The sequence below is a fragment of the Comamonadaceae bacterium OTU4NAUVB1 genome (assembly GCA_024372625.1).
Taxonomy (GTDB): Bacteria; Pseudomonadota; Gammaproteobacteria; order Burkholderiales; family Burkholderiaceae_C; genus Variovorax.
In genome coordinates this window covers 2,677,072-2,694,281 of record CP099605.1, presented here as the reverse complement: position 1 = coordinate 2,694,281, position 17,210 = coordinate 2,677,072, and the positions used below count along the sequence as shown (strand labels likewise).

Sequence of the window (17,210 nt, the reverse complement as noted above, 5' to 3'; positions counted from 1 at the left end):
CCTAAAATCGGTCGGTTCAGTTTATAGGGACGCCCATCTTGTCTTTGCCCTCCACCTCCGCGGTCGTCACGGCCGGTTCCTTCCTCACGCTGCACTACCGGCTGGCCGGCCCGGCGGGCGACATCATCAACACCTTCGCCGACAAGCCCGCCACGCTGTCGCTGGGCACCGGCGAACTCTCGCCGGCGGTCGAGCAGCGCCTGCTGGGCCTGGCCGAGGGCACGCACACGCGTTTCGACCTGCCCGCGGGCGAGGCCTTCGGCGATCGCAATCCGGAGATGCTGCAGTGGGTGGCGCGCACGCTGCTCGCGCGCCTGGGCGATCCCGACGAGCGCTACGCGACCGGCGACGTGGTGCAGTTCCCCACGCCCGACGGCCAGGGCAGCTACGCCGGGGCGGTCGTCGCCTCCAACGACAGCGCGGTGCAGTTCGACTTCAACCACCCGCTCGCCGGCCAGCCGGTCACCTTCGAAGTCCAGCTGATCGGCGTGCTGTGATGGCGATCGACGACATCCTTCTCGCCGAGCCGCGCGGCTTCTGCGCCGGCGTCGACCGCGCCATCGAGATCGTCGAGCGGGCGCTGGCCAAGTTCGGCGCGCCCATCTACGTGCGCCACGAGATCGTGCACAACACCTTCGTCGTCAACGACCTCAAGGCCAAGGGCGCGATCTTCATCGAGGACCTGGCCGACGTGCCGCCCGGCGCGACGCTGGTCTTCAGCGCCCACGGCGTGAGCAAGGCGGTGCAGGCCGAGGCGCGCGCGCGCGGCTTCGACGTCTTCGACGCCACCTGCCCGCTGGTCACCAAGGTCCACGTCGAGGTCGCCAAGCTGGCGCGCGAGGGCTACGAATTCATCATGATCGGCCACAAGGGCCACCCCGAGGTCGAGGGCACGATGGGCCAGCTCGCCAGCGGCATCCACCTGGTGGAGGACGTGGCCGACGTGGCGCGCGTGCAGCCGGCGCAGCGCGAGAAGCTCGCCGTGGTGACGCAGACCACGCTGTCGGTCGACGACGCCGCCGAGATCGCCCGGGCCGTGCGCGAGCGCTTTCCGCTGGTGCGCGAGCCCAAGCACCAGGACATCTGCTACGCCACGCAGAACCGCCAGGACGCCGTGAAGGTGATGAGCCCGAACGTCGACATCGTGATCGTGGTGGGCAGCCCGACGAGTTCCAACAGCAACCGCCTGCGCGAACTGGCCGAGCGCCTGGGCACCGAGAGCCACATGGTCGACTCCGCCGCGGAGCTGCGCGCCGAGTGGTTCGAGGGCAAGACGCGCGTGGGCGTCACGGCCGGCGCCTCGGCCCCCGAGGTGCTGGTGCGCGAGGTCATCGACCGGCTCAAGGCGCTCGGCGCCGTCTCGGTGCGCACCATGGACGGCGTCAAGGAGACGCTCAAGTTCCCGCTGCCCAAGGGCCTGAAGCTGGACGACGCGCCGCTCGCCGACGGCGGCGCCGCCATCGATCCGGGCCGGCCGGCCTGAGGCCGCATTCCGGGGCGCGGAGGCGCCCCGGCGTGGGCGGAGGGCGCCGGGCGGTCTCCTAGAATCGCCCGATGCTCGATATCACCCTGCTGCGCAAGGACCTGGCCTCGGCCGTGGCCCGCCTCGAAACGCGCAAGAAGAACCAGACCTTCCTCGACGTCAACGCCTTCGGCGCCCTGGAGGCCGAACGCAAGATCCTGCAGACCCGCACGGAGGAACTGCAGGCACGCCGCAACGCGCTCAACAAGCAGATCGGCCCCCTCAAGTCCAGGGGCGAGCCGGTCGACGCGCTGATGGCCGAGGTCAACGCGCTCAAGGCCGAGCAGGAATCGCAGGGCGCCCGGCTCGAGGCGATCCAGCCGGAGCTGCAGGCCCTGCTGCTGGCGGTGCCCAACCTGCCGCACGCGAGCGTGCCGGTGGGCGAGGACGAGGGCGGCAACGTCGAGGTGCGGCGCTGGAGCCCGCAGGGCGGAGCGGGCGCCTCGGCCGTCGCGCTCGGCTTCGCGCCGCGCGATCACGTGGACCTCGGCACGCCGCTGGGCCTGGACTTCGAGATGGGCGCCAAGCTCTCCGGCTCGCGCTTCAACGTCATGAAGGGACCGATCGCCCGGCTGCACCGCGCGCTCGCGCAGTTCATGCTCGACCTCCAGACCGAGCGCCACGGCTACACCGAGTGCTATGTGCCCTACGTGGTCAACGCCGATTCGCTGCGCGGCACGGCGCAGCTGCCCAAGTTCGAGGGCGACCTGTTCGCCGCGAAGAAGGGCGGCCAGGACGGCGAGCCGGTGCCCGACCATTCGGCGCTCTACCTGATCCCGACCAGCGAGGTGCCGCTGACGAACTTCGTGCGCGACGAGGTCGTGGCCGAATCGCGCCTGCCGATCCGCCTGACCGCGCACACGCCGTGCTTCCGCTCGGAGGCCGGCAGCTCCGGGCGCGACACGCGCGGCATGATCCGCCAGCACCAGTTCGACAAGGTCGAGATGGTGCAGGTCACGCATCCCGATCACAGCTACGACGCCCTGGAGGCCATGACCGGCCACGCCGAGGCCGTGCTGCAGGCACTGGAACTGCCCTACCGCGTGGTGCTGCTGTGCACCGGCGACATGGGCTTCGCGTCGAGCAAGACCTACGACCTGGAGGTGTGGCTGCCGGCGCAGGACACCTACCGCGAGATCAGTTCCGTCTCCAATTGCGAGGCCTTCCAGGCCCGTCGCCTGCAGGCCCGTTTCAAGAACACGCAGGGGAAGAACGAGCTGGTGCACACGCTCAACGGCTCCGGGCTGGCGGTCGGCAGGGCGCTCGTGGCGGTGCTGGAGAACCATCAGAACGAGGACGGTTCGATCCGCCTGCCGGTGGCCCTGCGGCCGTACCTGGGCGGTCTCGACGTCCTGCGGGCCTGAGCCTGCGAGGCGCGGGTCCGACGGATTTTTATGTGCGGTCGCCGTAAGAAACGATGCGACTTGCTGCTAGAATCGAAGGCTCGACAGACACCGGAGAGGTGGCAGAGTGGTCGAATGTACCTGACTCGAAATCAGGCGTACGTGCGAACGTACCGAGGGTTCGAATCCCTCCCTCTCCTCCAGTGGCGCCTAACCAGGCGCCATTTTTTTTGTTTCCGGCACTCGGGTTTCATGCCCGGTTCCACGAAGTCCATTAGTCTGAGAGCGATGGATCCAATGCACTTTCCCGGACAGACCCACAAAGGTAGCGAGTCATGAAGGGTAATTCGTCTTTCGTGGGCCTCGGCAATTCCTCGTTCGCGAGCCTGACGCCCGCGCCGGCCACGGCGGACGAAGCCGAACCGTGGGTGCGTGGCGAACTCATCCGCAGCCTGATGCGCGCGGCCCGGGGCTCCTACCTGCTGGCCGCCGCCCTGATGCCGGCCATGGTCGGACTGAGCTGGGGTCACGTGCCGCGCTGGCAGCTGTTCCTGTGGTTGTGCCTGGGCATCGTCGCCACGGGCCTGCGCGTCTGGGGCGAACGCGTCTACGTGCGCGACTACGCCGACAAGGATTCGACGGCGCAGCAGAAGTACGTCGACCGCTACAGTTTCCTCTGGATGGGCAGCGCCTTCGCCTGGGGCCTGTCGATCCTGATCTTCTTCGAGCGCACGCCGATCGTGAACCAGTTCATGAGCTGGCTCATCGTCGCGGGCGTGGCGACCTTCCCGCTCAACGGCCTGGCGCTCTATCCGCCGCTGCTCAAGCGCTATGTGAACGTGCTGTTCATTACCATGATGGCAGCCGTCGCCTACCGCGTGGTGCAGCTGGAGTTCATGCGGCCGCACTTCCATTACGGTTTCCTGTTGCTGCCGGTCCTGCATTGGGGACTGCTGCTGCGCTCGGGACGCCGCATCCACGAGACCGCGCGCAACAGTTTCGAGCTGCTGTTCCACAACCACATCCTCATCAGTTCGCTGACGCAGCAGCGCCAGGCCGCCGTGTCGGCCGTGGCGATGAAGAACCGCTTCCTCGCCAGCGCCGCCCACGACATGCGCCAGCCCGTGCTCGCGCTCTCGCTGTATGCCGACTGGCTGCGCAACGAGCCCGAGCTGGTGGAGGAGATCGCGCCGAAGATCGTGCGCGCGACGCACGCGGTCAACGCGCTGTTCGATTCGCTGTTCGATCTGGCGCGCATCGACTCCGGCCAGGTGAAGCTGCACATCGAGCGCGTCGACGTGGCGCAGCTGCTGCATGACCTCGAACTGCAGTACCGGCCGGTGGCTGAGGCCAAGGGCCTGCGTTTCCGCGTGCACGCGAGTTCGGGCGTGATCCTCACCGATCCGATCCGCGTGCGCCGCATGCTGGGCAACCTGCTGGCCAATGCCATCAAGTACACCGCCGAGGGGGGCGTGCTGCTGGCGGCGCGGCAGACGCGCGACGGTCTGCGCGTCGAGGTGTGGGACACCGGCATCGGCATCGCGCGCGAGCACCTGCGCGACGTCTTCCTGGAGTTCTACAAGGTGGCCGACCATGCCGGCACGTCGGACGGCTTCGGGCTGGGTCTGGCGATCGTGGCGCGCCTCTCGCATGCGCTGGGGCATCCGGTCAGCGTGCGTTCGCGCCTGGGCCGGGGAAGCGTGTTCCGCGTCGCCCTGCACGACGCCGACGAGTCGACGGCCCAGACCCGCATCTCGGGCGCCGTCGGCTGATTCCGGTCGGGCGAATGCCCGGAATCAGCCGACGGCGCCCCGGCCTCAGCGCCGGGTCACATCGAACCCGACAGCAAGCCGTGGCTGCGCGCGTGGTGCAGGGCCTGGGTACGGCTCTTGACGCCCAGGCGACGGAACAGGCGCCACAGGTGCACCTTCACGGTGTGTTCGCTGATCTCCAGTTCCGTGGCGATGTCGCGGTTGCTCATGCCCTTGTCGAGCATGGCGATCAGCTGGGTCTGGCGCTTGGAGAGCTTGCCGCTGGCCGAGGCCGCGACGGGTTCCTCGACCTCGCTGTCTGCCATCAGCAGGCCGCGCAGGGCGGCGGTGAGTTCGGCCGAACTGGCCGACTTCTCGATGTAGGTGTCGGCGCCCGCCTCGATGCAGGCTTCCTCCATGTCGGCCGCCGGAGACGCCGAATACACCGCGATCGGCACGTTCGGATAGACCTCCTTGACCGCGATCACGCCCGAGCAGCCGGTGGTGTCGGGCAGCTTGAGGTCGAGGCAGAACAGGTCGGGCAGGCCGTGCTGCTTGACGGCGCCGGTCAGCTTGTCGAGCCGCTCCAGTTCCACGATGCTCTCGGCGGGCCGCAGGCGTCTCAGCACCATGACGATGGCGTCGCGCATCAGGGGGTGGTCGTCGATGACATAGATACTCATGGTCTGCTCTCTTGGTAGATGCCCCGGCGGCCGCGATCGACTCCGGAGCGAGATTCGCTGCTGTTCAAACGTCGCCGGACGCACGGGCCAGCGTTTCCAGTGCTTCGATTGTCATACGTATTGTTTCATTGTCGGCCGGTTCCAGGCGATTGGCGAGAAAGTTCACTGCTTCGCCCCGTTGCGCCTGAAGCAAGGCGATGGCCCGGCCCACTTCCTGGGGTGTCTCGAAACCCAGGCTCTGCAGCAGCAGCCCGCCCTGGGCGTCGAGGAACTTGAAATGGAAGCGGCCGTCGCGCTCGCGGTACTGCTTGAACGTCGGCCGCGCCGCCTTGACGCCCTTGGCGGCGGCGGCCTGCTTCGGAGGTTCCAGCCGGCGCAGGCCCACCGCTTGGCGCAGTTCGGCGATGAAGGGGCGCGAGATCGCACGGGCCTTCTCCGCGCCGGCCAGCAGGATGCGCTCGATGTGCGCCGGATCCGCCATGAGCGCGTCGTGATGGGCGCGCATCGGCGCGATCTCGCGATCGACGCGCTCGAACACCACCTGCTTCGCATCGCCCCAGCCGATGCCCTCGGCGAGCGCGCGGCCCAGGGCGGCGGTTTCCTCGGCGTCGGCGAAGGCGCGGTAGAGCTGGAACAGGGCCGAGCCTTCGGTGTCCTTGGGCTCGCCCGGCGCGCGCGAGTCGGTCACAATGCCGCCGATGAGCTTCTGCAGCTGGGCGCGCGGCGTGAACAGCGGGATCGTGTTGTCGTAGCTCTTGCTCATCTTGCGGCCGTCGAGGCCGGGCAGGGTGGCCACCGCTTCGTCGATCTCGGCCTCGGGCAGCGTGAAGTGGTCGCCGTAGAGGTGGTTGAAGCGCTGGGCCATGTCCCGCGCCATCTCGATGTGCTGGACCTGGTCGCGGCCCACGGGCACCTTGTGGGCGTTGAACATCAGGATGTCGGCGCCCATCAGCACCGGATACATGAACAGGCCGGCGGTCACGTCGGCGTCGGGGTCCTCGCCGCGTGCCGCGTTGCGGTCGACCGACGCCTTGTAGGCATGGGCGCGGTTGAGGAGGCCCTTGCCGGTGACGCAGGTCAGGAACCAGGTCAGTTCGGCGATCTCGGGAATGTCGGACTGGCGGTAGAAGGTCACGCGCTCGGGATCGAGCCCGCAGGCCAGCCAGGTGGCTGCGATCTCCAGCGTCGAGCGCTGGATGCGCGCCGGGTCGTCGACCTTGATCAGCGCGTGGTAGTCGGCCAGGAAGTAGAAGCTCTGCACGTCGTCGCGGCGGCTGAAGCGCACCGAGTGGCGCACCGAGCCGACGTAGTTGCCCAGGTGCGGCGTGCCGGTGGTCGTGATGCCGGTGAGGAAGCGGGTGGGAGCGGTCGGCGTGGAGGGCGTCGTCATGGGGAGCACGGTCGGAAGAGGTGAGGGAGCGGTGCGGCTAGCGCAGCAGGAAGTCGAGCGGCGACACGATCAGGCCGATCGCCTTCAGGCCGACGTCCATCAGCGGCCGCAGCCACCACGTGCCCACGACGCCGGCGAGCACCAGCGCGAGGACGATGAAGAAGCCGAAGGGTTCGATGCGCGCCAGCAGGTCCTGCGCGCGGCCGCGCGGCAGCAGGCCGGCGAGCACGCGGCCACCGTCGAGCGGGGGCAGGGGAAAGAGGTTGAACGCCCACATCACGAGGTTGACCAGGATGCCGCCCTGCGCCATGCGGATGAAGAAGGACTCGTCGATGCCCAGCGCCACCAGCGCGAGCAGCACCAGCGCCCAGCCGATCGCCATGACGAAGTTGGACGCCGGCCCGGCCAGCGCGACCCAGATCATGTCGCGCTGGGGATGGCGCAGGTTGGCGAACTGCACCGGCACCGGCTTGGCGTAGCCGAACAGGAAGGCACCGGAGGTCGCGAAGTACAGCAGCAGCGGCATCAGCACCGTGCCGACGGGGTCGATGTGGCGCAGCGGATTGAGCGTCATGCGTCCGAGGACGTAGGCGGTGTCGTCGCCGAAATGGCGCGCCGCGTAGCCGTGCGCCGCTTCGTGGACCGTGATGGCGAAGACGACCGGCAGGGCGTAGATCAGGACGGTCTGAGCGAGTTGGGAAATGTCCACCGATCGATTGTCTCAGAGCCCTCGAAGGGCCTACAGCCCGAGCGGCCCCAGCGCCCCCCGGCCCTGGCGCAGGACGAGCGGCTCCTCGCCCTCGCCCACGGGCGTCAGGTCGACCACCGTGGTGGGCTCCGAGGCGCAGGCGCCGGCGTCGATCACCGCGCCGATGAGCTTCTCGAAGCGCCCGCGGATCTCCTGGGCGTCGTTGAGCGGCTCGGTCTCGCCCGGCGGGATGAGCGTGGTCGCCAGCAGCGGCTCGCCCAGCAGCGTCAGCAGGTCGCACAGCACCTTGTGGTCGGGCACGCGCAGGCCGATGGTCTTGCGCTGCGGATGGCTCACGCGGCGCGGTACCTCCTTGGTGGCCTCCAGGATGAAGGTGTAGGCGCCCGGCGTCGCGGCCTTGAGCAGGCGGTACTGCTTGTTGTCGACGCGGGCGTAGTTCGACAGTTCGCCCAGGTCGCGGCACAGGAGGGTCAGGTGGTGCTTGTCGTCGACGCCGCGCACGCGACGCAGGCGGTCGACCGCGTCCTTGTCGTCCAGGTGGCAGACGAACGCATAGCTCGAATCGGTCGGCACGGCGATCACCTCGCCGCGCTGGAGCAGGGTCACGGCCTGCTTGAGCAGCCGCTGCTGGGGGTTGTCCGGGTGGACTTCGAAGAACTGTGCCATGACGGATTCCTTGGGTTTCGCTCAGGTCTCGGCGGGTTCGATGGGCACGCGCCGCTCGCGCACCGTGAGCCACGCGCCGGCGGCCCCGCAGGCGGCGATCATGCCCATGCCGATCAGCGAGCCGGTGTCGGGAACGTGCGAGAAGACCAGCCAGCCGCCGAGGGTCGCGAAGCCGATCTGCGCGTAGAGGTAGGGTGTGAGGGTGGAGGCCGGTGCGCGCTGGTAAGCCAGGATCAGCAGGAAATGTCCGACCGTGCCCATCACGCCCATGATGCACAGCACGCCCCAGGGATGCCAGGAGGGCAGGCTCGTCCAGGCGAAAGGCAGCACGCACGACGCGATCAGCGTGCCGACCCAGCCGGTGTAGAAGTGCATCGTCAGCGGGTTCTCGGTCTGCGCCAGCTTGCTCGTGAGCACCTGGAAACAGGCGTTGGTCAGCACCAGCCCGAGGGGCAGCAGGATCGCCCAGCTGAACGTGCCGCTGCCCGGCCGCAGGATCACCAGGGTGCCGGCGAAGCCGCCCGCCACCAGGCTCCAGCGCAAGGCCGAGACCTGCTCCTTCAGGACGGTCGCCGCCAGCAGCGTGACCACCAGCGGCGCGATCAGCACGACGGCGGTGAACTCCGGCAGCGGCATGTAGCGCAGGCTCAGGAACGCGAAGATGCTGGTGCTCAGCAGCAAGGCCCCGCGCAGCACGTGGTAGGCCGGATGCGAGGTGCGCAGGATGGCCGTGCCATGGCGCGGCAGCAGGAAGGCCGTGGTCGCCACGGCCTGGAAGGCGTAGCGGAACCAGACGCCCATCAGGATGGGCACCGTGCTCACGGAGATCTTGGTCGCGGTGTCGAGCGTGGTGAAGCACGCCACGGCCAGGATGAGCAGGCCGATGCCTGCGAGGATGCGTTCGGATTCGAGGTCGCGCGTCTGCTTCGTCACGCCCCGGGGCCGGTCGCCGGGCGCGGCGCTCACCGGATCCGGTCTTCGAGCAGTTCCCAGACCGGCGTCAGGGTGCCGGGCAGCCAGGGCAGCTGGCCGAGATCGGTGTGGCTCTCGTCGGGGCTGTGGAAATCGCTGCCGCGCGAGGCGGCGAAACCGTACTCGATCGCCTTCTCGGCGTACTCGACGTACTCGGCCGGCGAATGGCTGCCGGTCACGACCTCGATCGCGCGGCCGCCGTGGGCCTGGAACTCGGTGAAGAGGGCGTGCTCCTCGTTGGCCGTGAAGCGGTAGCGCCCGGGATGGGCCACCACCGCGACGCCGCCGGCCTCGGTGATCCAGTGGACCGCGTCCTTCAGGCTGGCCCAGCGGTGCGGGACGTAGCCGGGCTTGCCTTCGGTGAGGTATTTGCGGAACACCTCGGGCGTGTCCCTGCAGACGCCGGTCTCGACCAGGAAACGCGCGAAATGCGTGCGCGAGACCAGTTCGGGATTGCCGACGAAGCGCAGGGCACCCTCGTAGGCGTCGGCGATGCCGACCTTGGCCAGGCCGGCTGCCATCTCCTGCGCCCGCGCGCCGCGGCCGCCCCGCGTGGCGCGCAAGCCTTCGCGGATGCGCGTGTCGTCGGCATCGAAGCCCAGGCCGACGATGTGCACGGTCTCGCCGGCAAAGGTGACGGAGATCTCGGCCCCGGTCAGGTAGCGCAGGCCGTGGGCGTGCGCCGCGTCACGGGCACGCTGCTGGCCGGCGACCTCGTCGTGGTCGGTCAGTGCCCAGAGCTCGACGCCGTTGGCCGCGGCGCGCCCGGCCAGCGCCTCGGGCGTGAGGGTGCCGTCGGAGACGACGGAGTGGCAGTGCAGGTCGGCGTTGAGGATGGAAGGCACCCGTCGAGTCTATGCGCGAAGGCCGGCCGGCCGTGGTGCCCGGACGACAAGCCCCCGCTGCCGCGTCAGCCTCCCGCGACGGTGCCGGCGCGGGCTCCTTCAGCCCTTGCGGTGGCGCCGCAGCGCGACCCAGCCCGCCACGGCCGTGAAGCCCAGCACGATCGCCATGACGATCCAGAAGCCGTGCGCGTCCTCGGCCAGCGGGATGCCGCCCACGTTCATGCCGAACAGGCCGGCGAGGATGTTGATCGGCAGCGCCAGCACCGTGACCACCGTCAGCACGAACAGGCTGCGGTTGTTGTCCTCGTTGACGCTGGCGGCGATCTCCTCCTGCAGCAGCTTGATGCGCTCCTGCAGTCCCTGCATGTCGCGCAGCACGACCGAGAACTCCTCGCTCGCCCCGCGCAGTTCCTGCAGGTCGTCCTCGGGCACCCAGGCCGGCGGGTGCTGCAGCAGGCGGAACAGGGCGGCCGGCTCGGGCGCGAGCAGGCGCTGCAGCCGCACCAGCAGCCGGCGCAGGGCGCCCAGGCGCGCGCGCTTGCGGTCGAGGCGGCCGCTCAGGAGCGCGTCCTCGACGTCGTCCACGCGCGTGGTCACGCCTCGCACGATGCCCACCAGGCCGTCGGCCTGCGTGCGCATGAGCTGCTCCAGCAGACCGATGCTGGAGCCCGGCACGTCGCCCCGGCGCACGGCCGTGCGCAGGACGTCCACCGAGCGCAGCGGGCGCGTGCGCGCCGTCACCACCAGGCGCGGGCCGACGCTGACCCACAGCGTGGCGATGTCCGAGGGCTCGAAGCCGAAATCGAAATGCACGTCGTTGACCACCGCGACGAGGGCGTCGTCGTCGCGCTCGATGCGGGTCGAGTGCGAGCCGTCCTTCAGGGCCTCGAAGAAGGCGTCGGAGAGTCCGGCATGGCGCTCGATCCAGCGCTCGGCCTGGGCGTGGCTGAGATTGAAGTGCAGCCACGCGAAGGCGCCGGGCGCGGCCGCGTCGCCTTGGGCGAGCCAGTCGGCGGCGCCGGCGGGGTCGAGCGGGCGGACGGCGCCCGCGGCGGTGCCGGTGAAGAGGTAGCCGCAGATCAGGCCGGCGTCGTCGCCGGAGGAGGGCGGGAGGCCCGTTGCGGGGGGCACGGGCGTCGTCATGGAAACTCGCGTTGCGTCGGAAAGGGGAGCGGTGCGAGGATGGTCGCGCCGGCATGTGACAGGCGCGTGTCGGTTTCGCGAAACTGTCATGCGGCGGTCATGCCGGCCCGGCAGCATCGCGGGCCCGCCTTTCCATCCTTTCCTTCCCTTCGAGCGACGACACCATGCCGGCCAGCTTCACCCCCGACCAAGACGACCTGATGCAGCGCATCGCCCGCGACCTCGTCGACAGCTACGACGAGGAACTGGAGCTGGAGATCGAGGACCGCCACGTCGACGAGGCCGGCGACCCGATCGGCGTCGACCGCGCGGCGCGGGCCTCCTACTTCAAGGAACTGTTCCGCCTGCAGGGCGAGCTGGTCAAGCTGCAGGACTGGGTGCAGCACAGCAAGCAGAAGGTCGTGATCCTGTTCGAGGGCCGCGACGCGGCCGGCAAGGGCGGCGTGATCAAGCGCATCACGCAGCGGCTCAATCCGCGCGTGGCGCGCGTGGCGGCGCTGCCCGCGCCCAACGACCGCGAACGCACGCAGTGGTATTTCCAGCGCTACGTCGCCCATCTGCCGGCCGCCGGCGAGATCGTGCTGTTCGACCGCAGCTGGTACAACCGCGCCGGCGTCGAGCGCGTCATGGGCTTCTGCAGCGACGACGAGTACGAGGAGTTCTTCCGCAGCGTGCCGGACTTCGAGCGCATGCTGGTGCGCTCGGGCATCAAGCTGATCAAGTACTGGTTCTCCATCACCGACGACGAGCAGCACCTGCGCTTCCTCGGTCGCATCCACGATCCGCTCAAGCAGTGGAAGCTCAGCCCGATGGACCTGGAGAGCCGCCGCCGCTGGGAGGAATACACCAAGGCCAAGGAGATCATGCTGGAGCGCACCCACATCGAGGAGGCGCCCTGGTGGGTGGTGCAGGCGGTCGACAAGAAGAAGGCGCGCCTGAACTGCATCGCCCACCTGCTGGGCCAGCTGCCCTACCACGAGACCGAGCACGCGCCCATCAGCCTGCCCGCGCGGATGCGCAACCCGGACTATTTCCGCCAGCCGGTCCCCGGGACCATGATCGTCCCCGAGATCTACTGAGGGCGACGGGCGGCCTGCATTGGGGCCGAAGGCCGACGCCCGGGCGCGCGGCGACGCGTCACACTGTGCGCCATGTCCCGACGTTCCCTTTCCTCCGCCGCCACGACCGCCTTCACGCGCGCCTACCAGCGCAACCTCCAGGCCTTCACCAAGGCCGCCATCACCAGCACCCGCCGCATCACCAAGCAGGTGACGAAGAAGGTCGTCGACGCCGCGGCCGAGCAGCGCAAGCCGCCGCCCGGGCCGGGCGACTGGATCGGCGGCATGGCCATGGGCCCGGCCGGCACGCGCGGCTACCACCTCTACCGCCCGCCGGGCCTGAAGCTCGCCGTCGGCGAGAAGCTGCCGCTGATGGTGATGCTCCACGGCTGCGACCAGACCGGGCGCGAGTTCGCCACCAGCACCCGCATGAACCGCATCGCCGCGCGCGGGCGCTTCCTGGTCCTCTATCCCGAACAGGACCGCCTGCACCACCCCAAGGGCTGCTGGAACTGGTACGACACGCGCTCGGGCCACGCCGACCGCGAGGCCGCCACGCTGATGGCGGCCATCGACCAGGTCTGCCTGCTCTACGCCGTCGACCGCGCGCGCGTGGCGGTGGCCGGCCTGTCCGCCGGCGCCGGCATGGCGGCGCTGCTGGCCACGCGCCATCCCCATCGCTTCGCGGCGGTGGCGATGCATTCGGGCGTGGCGCCGGGCGCCGCGCAGTCCACGGCCACGGCCATCAGCGCGATGCACGGGCGCCGCGCCGCCTCCATCCCGACCACCGCCGTGGGCAAGGCCATCGGCGCGGCGGCGCAAGGCGCGGTGCTGCCGCCGCTGCTGGTGCTGCACGGCGACGCCGACCACGTGGTGGCGTCGAACAACGCCCGCAGCGCCGCGATGGTGTGGGCCTCGGCGACGGCGGCGCGGCCGGTGGCCGAGCGCCTGGTGCGGCGCGGACAGCGCCATCCGATGCGCGTGACCGACTTCAAGCGCGGGCGCCGCGTCCACGTCACCCTCTGCGAGATCGAGCGGCTCGGCCACGCCTGGAGCGGCGGGCTCAAGAGCGTCGCCTACAGCGACCCGGCCGGACCCGACGCCACGCGCCTGGTGTGGGCGTTCGCGGAGAAGCAGTTCAAGGCCGTGGCATGAACGCCGCGCCTTTCCGTCCAAACCATCACAAGGAGACTTCCATGATCCCTCGCCGCCTCTTCGTCCCGGCGCTCGTCGCCGCCGCGTTCCTGCCGGCCGTCGCGCTGGCGCAGGCCTGGCCCGCCCGGCAGCCCATCAGGATCATCTCGCCCTACGCGCCGGGCGGCACCACCGACGTGATGGCGCGCCTGCTGGCGATCCCGCTGCAGCAGAAGCTCGGCCAGACCGTGGTGGTGGAGAACCGGGGCGGGGCCGGCGGCAACGTCGGCACCGACTTCGTCTCCAAGGCCGCGCCCGACGGCTACACCCTGCTGCTGGCCGCGAGCGGGCCGATCGTGATCTCGCCCTCGCTCTACGCCCGGATTCCCTACCAGCCGATCGCCGACTTCACCTTCGTCGCGCCGGTCGCCAACGCGGCGTTCGTGGTGCTGGCGAACCCGGCCTCGGGCATCACCTCCATCCCCGATCTCGTCGCGCGCGCGAAGAAGGGCGACAAGGTCAATTTCGCCTCCGCCGGCTCGGGCACCCCGCAGCACATCATCGGCGAGATGTTCAACCAGAGCGCCGGCATCAAGATGCAGCACATCCCGTACAAGGGGTCGGGCCCGGCCATGAACGACCTGCTGGCGGGCCAGGTGCCGGTGTCGTTCGAGAACCCCGTGCCGGCGATGCCGCACGTGAAGGCCGGCAAGATCAAGGTGCTGGCCAGCACCGGCCTCACGCGTTCGGCCGCGTTCCCCGACATTCCGACGGTGGCCGAACTGGGCCTGCCGGGCTTCGATGCCAAGCCGTGGTACGGCCTCCTGGCGCCGGCGGGCCTGGACCCGGCCATCGCGAAGCGCCTCAACGAGGCCGTGCGCGAGGCGCTCGCCGCCACCGAGATGAAGGCGCGCATCTTCGCCCTCGGCGCCGAGCCGATGGACATGTCGACGGCCGACTTCCAGGCCTTCGCGCAGAAGGACCTGGACAAGTGGACCAAGGTCGTCAAGACCTCCGGCGCGACGCCCGACTGACATGGCGGCCCTGACGATCAAGGACCTCCGGGAGGCCGCCGCGCGCCATGCGCCCGACCCGGCCTGCCCGTGCGGTGCCTTGCGGTGCCGGGGCTGGGAGAGCCTGCCGGCGACCTTCGACGGCGCGTTGCTCGAACGCGTCGGCAGCCTGCGCGCGGGCGACGCCTACGACGAGCCGACCCTGGAGGAGTTCCACCCCCACGGCACGCGCTACGACGCGCCCGACGCGCCCGTCTCCCTCGCCCATTTCCCCTACAACCGCTGCGAACTGTGGCGCTGCGTGAACTGCGCCCGGCCGTTCCTGCGCTACACGGAATACGGCGGCTACTACGTCGACCCACGCATCCGCGCGCTGGACGCCGGTCTCCTGATCGATCCGACATGAACACCCGCCCCCTCGTCGTCGTGCTCGACGACCATGAAGACGCCGCCCGCCGGCTGGCCGACTGGTCCGGCGTCGAGCGGCGCGCCGACCTGCGCATCCACACCTCGCCGCTGCGGGGCGACGCGCTGCTCGACGCCGTGAAGGACGCCGACGCGCTGGTGCTGATGCGCGACCGCACGCCGGTCGATGCCGCGCTGGTCGCGGCCATGCCCCGGCTGAAGTACCTCGCCTTCACCGGCACGCGCAACGCGGCGCTCGACGTCGCCGCGTTGCACGCGCGGGGCGTGCCGGTCTGCCACACGGCCTGGGGGCCGTCCAAGGAGAGCACCTGCGAGCTCGCCTGGGCGCTGATCCTGGCGGCGGTCAAGCGCCTGCCGCAGGCCCTCGAGGCGTTGCGGGAGGGGCGATGGCGCGATGGCGGCCCGCTCGGGCAGGTGCTGCACGGCGAGCGGCTCGGGCTGGTCGGCCTCGGCGAGATCGGCGGACGCGTGGCGCGCGTGGCCCAGGCCTTCGGCATGGAGGTGGTGACGTGGAGTCCGCGCATGACCGACGCGCGGGCCGCCGAACACGGCGCGCGCGCGGTCGCGCTCGACGAACTGGTGCGCACCTCGAAGGTCGTGAGCCTGCACCTGGTGATGACCGAGGCGACGCGCCACCTGTTCGACGCGCAGCGGCTGGCGCGGATGCGCACGGACGCCGTGTTCGTGAACACCTCGCGCGCCGGCCTCGTGGACGAGGACGCGCTGGTCGCCGCCCTGCGCGCCGGTCGTCCGGGCGCGGCGGCGCTCGACGTCCACGCGATCGAGCCGCTGCCCGCCGCGCACCCGCTGCGCGAACTCCCCAACGCGCTGCTGTCGCCGCACCTGGGTTTCGTGTCGCAGCCGGTGTTCGAGCGCTTCTACCGGGACGCGGTCGAGGGCGTGGAGGCCTGGTTGGACGGCGCGCCGCTGCCGCGCCCGATGCCCGGGGCCTGACCCGCCGGGCCGCGCGCCCGTCCGCCGTACGCCACCCGGCGTATTGGTCGAAACGGTCCCGCTGCGCAGACTCGCCTCCATCCCAGACACCAACGGAGAAGGAAGTCACCATGCAGCAGCAACGCCGTTTCACCCTCAAGGCGATCACCGCCGCCGCCGCGCTCGCCGGCTTCGCCGCCGCGCCGGCCTTCGCCGCCGACACCATCAAGGTCGGCATCCTGCACTCGCTCTCGGGCACCATGGCCATCTCCGAGACCGCGCTCAAGGACGTGGCGCTGATGACCATCGAGGAGATCAACGCCAAGGGCGGCGTGATGGGCAAGAAGCTCGAACCCGTGATCGTCGACCCGGCCTCCAACTGGCCGCTGTTCGCCGAGAAGACCAAGCAGCTGCTCGGCCAGGATAAGGTCGCCGTGATCTTCGGCTGCTGGACCTCGGTGTCGCGCAAGTCGGTCCTGCCGGTGGTCGAGGAGCAGAACGGCCTGCTGTTCTACCCCGTGCAGTACGAGGGCGAGGAGCTGTCGAAGAACGTGTTCTACACGGGCGCGGCGCCCAACCAGCAGGCCATCCCGGCCGTCGAATACCTGATGAGCAAGGCCGGCGGCGGCGCCAAGCGCTTCGTGCTGCTGGGCACCGACTACGTCTACCCGCGCACCACCAACAAGATCCTGCGCGCCTTCCTCAAGAGCAAGGGCGTGAAGGATTCGGACATCGAGGAGAAGTACACCCCGTTCGGCCACAGCGACTACCAGACCATCGTCGCCGACATCAAGAAGTTCTCCCAGGGCGGCAAGACGGCTGTGATCTCCACCATCAACGGCGACTCCAACGTGCCGTTCTACAAGGAACTGGGCAACGCCGGCCTGAAGGCCAAGGACGTGCCGGTCGTCGCCTTCTCGGTGGGTGAGGAGGAACTGCGCGGCGTCGACACCAAGCCGCTGGTGGGTCACCTGGCCGCCTGGAACTACTTCATGTCGATCAAGAACCCGACCAACACGGCGTTCATCAAGCAGTGGAGCGACTACGCCAAGGCCAAGAAGCTGCCCGGCCAGGCCGACAAGCCCCTGACCAACGACCCGATGGAAGCCACCTACATCGGCATGCACATGTGGAAGCAGGCCGTGGAGAAGGCCAAGTCGACCGACACCGACAAGGTCATCGCCGCCATGGCCGGCCAGACCTTCAAGGCGCCGGACGGCTTCACGGTCGAGATGGACGCCAAGAACCATCACCTGCACAAGCCGGTGTTCATCGGCGAGATCAAGGCCGACGGCCAGTTCGGCGTGGTGTGGAAGACCCCGGCGCCGATCAAGGCCCAGCCGTGGAGCCCGTTCATCGAAGGCAACGACAAGAAGCCCGACCAGCCCGCCGGGAAGATGTAACCCCCCGGGGCTCGCGCACTGCGTGCCGCTTCGCCCGACCCCCTGCCGGGGGCGACACCGGCGGACCGGCGGAGCCGGTTCCACGGTGTTCCGGCAATACCCCCCGGCCGGCCTGCCTCGCGGGCCGAGCCCGGCCTCCGGGCGGTGATGTCCGCGGGCCGGCAACGCCGGTCGCGCCGGGTTCCCACGTTCAATCCATCCGTGTCGCATCCATCCATG

Annotated in this window: 17 protein-coding genes and 1 tRNA gene; 11 read left to right on the top strand and 7 right to left on the bottom strand. The window is 69.8% G+C overall.

Going from position 1 to position 17,210, the window contains the following annotated elements; translation table 11 throughout:
* Positions 1 to 35: 35 nt before the first annotated feature.
* The 5 genes from NF681_16060 to NF681_16040 all read left to right on the top strand — a co-directional run bounded on the left by NF681_16060 (position 36) and on the right by NF681_16040 (position 4,637).
* Entirely contained in the window at positions 36 to 497 is a 462-nt protein-coding gene (locus NF681_16060) for an FKBP-type peptidyl-prolyl cis-trans isomerase (GenBank protein UST55808.1), read from the top strand.
* Positions 497 to 1,483: a 4-hydroxy-3-methylbut-2-enyl diphosphate reductase gene (gene ispH, locus NF681_16055; protein UST53800.1), complete on the top strand. Its 987-nt coding sequence runs from the start codon at positions 497 to 499 to the stop codon at positions 1,481 to 1,483. Before NF681_16060 ends, ispH begins: the two co-directional genes overlap by 1 nt.
* Before the next feature lie 71 nt (positions 1,484 to 1,554).
* On the top strand, positions 1,555 to 2,886 hold the full coding sequence (gene serS, locus NF681_16050) for a serine--tRNA ligase (protein ID UST53799.1): 1,332 nt from the start codon (positions 1,555 to 1,557) through the stop codon (positions 2,884 to 2,886).
* Positions 2,887 to 2,978: 92 nt separating this feature from the next.
* Positions 2,979 to 3,068: transfer RNA gene (locus NF681_16045), tRNA-Ser, on the top strand.
* A gap of 132 nt (positions 3,069 to 3,200) precedes the next feature.
* Positions 3,201 to 4,637 carry a HAMP domain-containing histidine kinase gene (locus tag NF681_16040; protein ID UST53798.1) on the top strand — a complete coding sequence of 479 codons (1,437 nt, stop codon included), beginning with the start codon at positions 3,201 to 3,203 and terminating at the stop codon, positions 4,635 to 4,637.
* Positions 4,638 to 4,693: 56 nt separating this feature from the next.
* Here NF681_16040 and NF681_16035 read toward each other — a convergent pair whose 3' ends face one another.
* From NF681_16035 to NF681_16005, 7 genes are all read right to left on the bottom strand, one after another.
* Complete coding sequence (locus NF681_16035) at positions 4,694 to 5,299, bottom strand: response regulator transcription factor (GenBank protein UST53797.1); 606 nt, start codon at positions 5,297 to 5,299, stop codon at positions 4,694 to 4,696.
* A 64-nt stretch (positions 5,300 to 5,363) separates the two neighbouring features.
* The gene (locus NF681_16030) at positions 5,364 to 6,689 is read right to left on the bottom strand and encodes a tryptophan--tRNA ligase (GenBank protein ID UST53796.1); all 1,326 of its coding nucleotides are present in this window, start codon (positions 6,687 to 6,689) and stop codon (positions 5,364 to 5,366) included.
* 37 nt (positions 6,690 to 6,726) lie between these two features.
* A complete protein-coding gene (locus tag NF681_16025; GenBank protein ID UST53795.1) occupies positions 6,727 to 7,398 on the bottom strand; it encodes a site-2 protease family protein in 672 nt (223 codons plus the stop codon).
* A gap of 30 nt (positions 7,399 to 7,428) precedes the next feature.
* Complete coding sequence (locus NF681_16020) at positions 7,429 to 8,064, bottom strand: L-threonylcarbamoyladenylate synthase (protein ID UST53794.1); 636 nt, start codon at positions 8,062 to 8,064, stop codon at positions 7,429 to 7,431.
* 21 nt (positions 8,065 to 8,085) lie between these two features.
* The gene (locus NF681_16015; protein ID UST53793.1) at positions 8,086 to 9,030 is read right to left on the bottom strand and encodes a DMT family transporter; all 945 of its coding nucleotides are present in this window, start codon (positions 9,028 to 9,030) and stop codon (positions 8,086 to 8,088) included.
* Positions 9,027 to 9,881 carry a PHP domain-containing protein gene (locus NF681_16010; GenBank protein ID UST53792.1) on the bottom strand — a complete coding sequence of 285 codons (855 nt, stop codon included), beginning with the start codon at positions 9,879 to 9,881 and terminating at the stop codon, positions 9,027 to 9,029. The genes NF681_16015 and NF681_16010 overlap by 4 nt, the downstream gene beginning before the upstream one ends.
* A gap of 99 nt (positions 9,882 to 9,980) precedes the next feature.
* Positions 9,981 to 11,024 carry a transporter gene (locus NF681_16005; GenBank protein UST53791.1) on the bottom strand — a complete coding sequence of 348 codons (1,044 nt, stop codon included), beginning with the start codon at positions 11,022 to 11,024 and terminating at the stop codon, positions 9,981 to 9,983.
* A gap of 164 nt (positions 11,025 to 11,188) precedes the next feature.
* On the opposite strand from NF681_16005, the gene ppk2 reads away from it, so the two are divergent.
* The 6 genes from ppk2 (at position 11,189) to urtA (ending at position 16,991) form a co-directional block, all read left to right on the top strand.
* Entirely contained in the window at positions 11,189 to 12,103 is a 915-nt protein-coding gene (ppk2, locus tag NF681_16000) for a polyphosphate kinase 2 (protein ID UST53790.1), read from the top strand.
* Between the two features lie 72 nt (positions 12,104 to 12,175).
* Positions 12,176 to 13,237, top strand: coding sequence for a PHB depolymerase family esterase (locus tag NF681_15995; GenBank protein UST53789.1), 1,062 nt, complete (start codon positions 12,176 to 12,178; stop codon positions 13,235 to 13,237).
* A gap of 41 nt (positions 13,238 to 13,278) precedes the next feature.
* Complete coding sequence (locus NF681_15990) at positions 13,279 to 14,250, top strand: tripartite tricarboxylate transporter substrate binding protein (protein UST53788.1); 972 nt, start codon at positions 13,279 to 13,281, stop codon at positions 14,248 to 14,250.
* A gap of 1 nt (position 14,251) precedes the next feature.
* Positions 14,252 to 14,635: a hypothetical protein gene (locus NF681_15985; GenBank protein UST53787.1), complete on the top strand. Its 384-nt coding sequence runs from the start codon at positions 14,252 to 14,254 to the stop codon at positions 14,633 to 14,635.
* Positions 14,632 to 15,609 carry a D-2-hydroxyacid dehydrogenase family protein gene (locus tag NF681_15980; GenBank protein ID UST53786.1) on the top strand — a complete coding sequence of 326 codons (978 nt, stop codon included), beginning with the start codon at positions 14,632 to 14,634 and terminating at the stop codon, positions 15,607 to 15,609. Before NF681_15985 ends, NF681_15980 begins: the two co-directional genes overlap by 4 nt.
* 110 nt (positions 15,610 to 15,719) lie before the next feature.
* Positions 15,720 to 16,991: an urea ABC transporter substrate-binding protein gene (gene urtA, locus NF681_15975; protein ID UST53785.1), complete on the top strand. Its 1,272-nt coding sequence runs from the start codon at positions 15,720 to 15,722 to the stop codon at positions 16,989 to 16,991.
* The last annotated feature ends 219 nt before the right edge of the window (positions 16,992 to 17,210 follow it).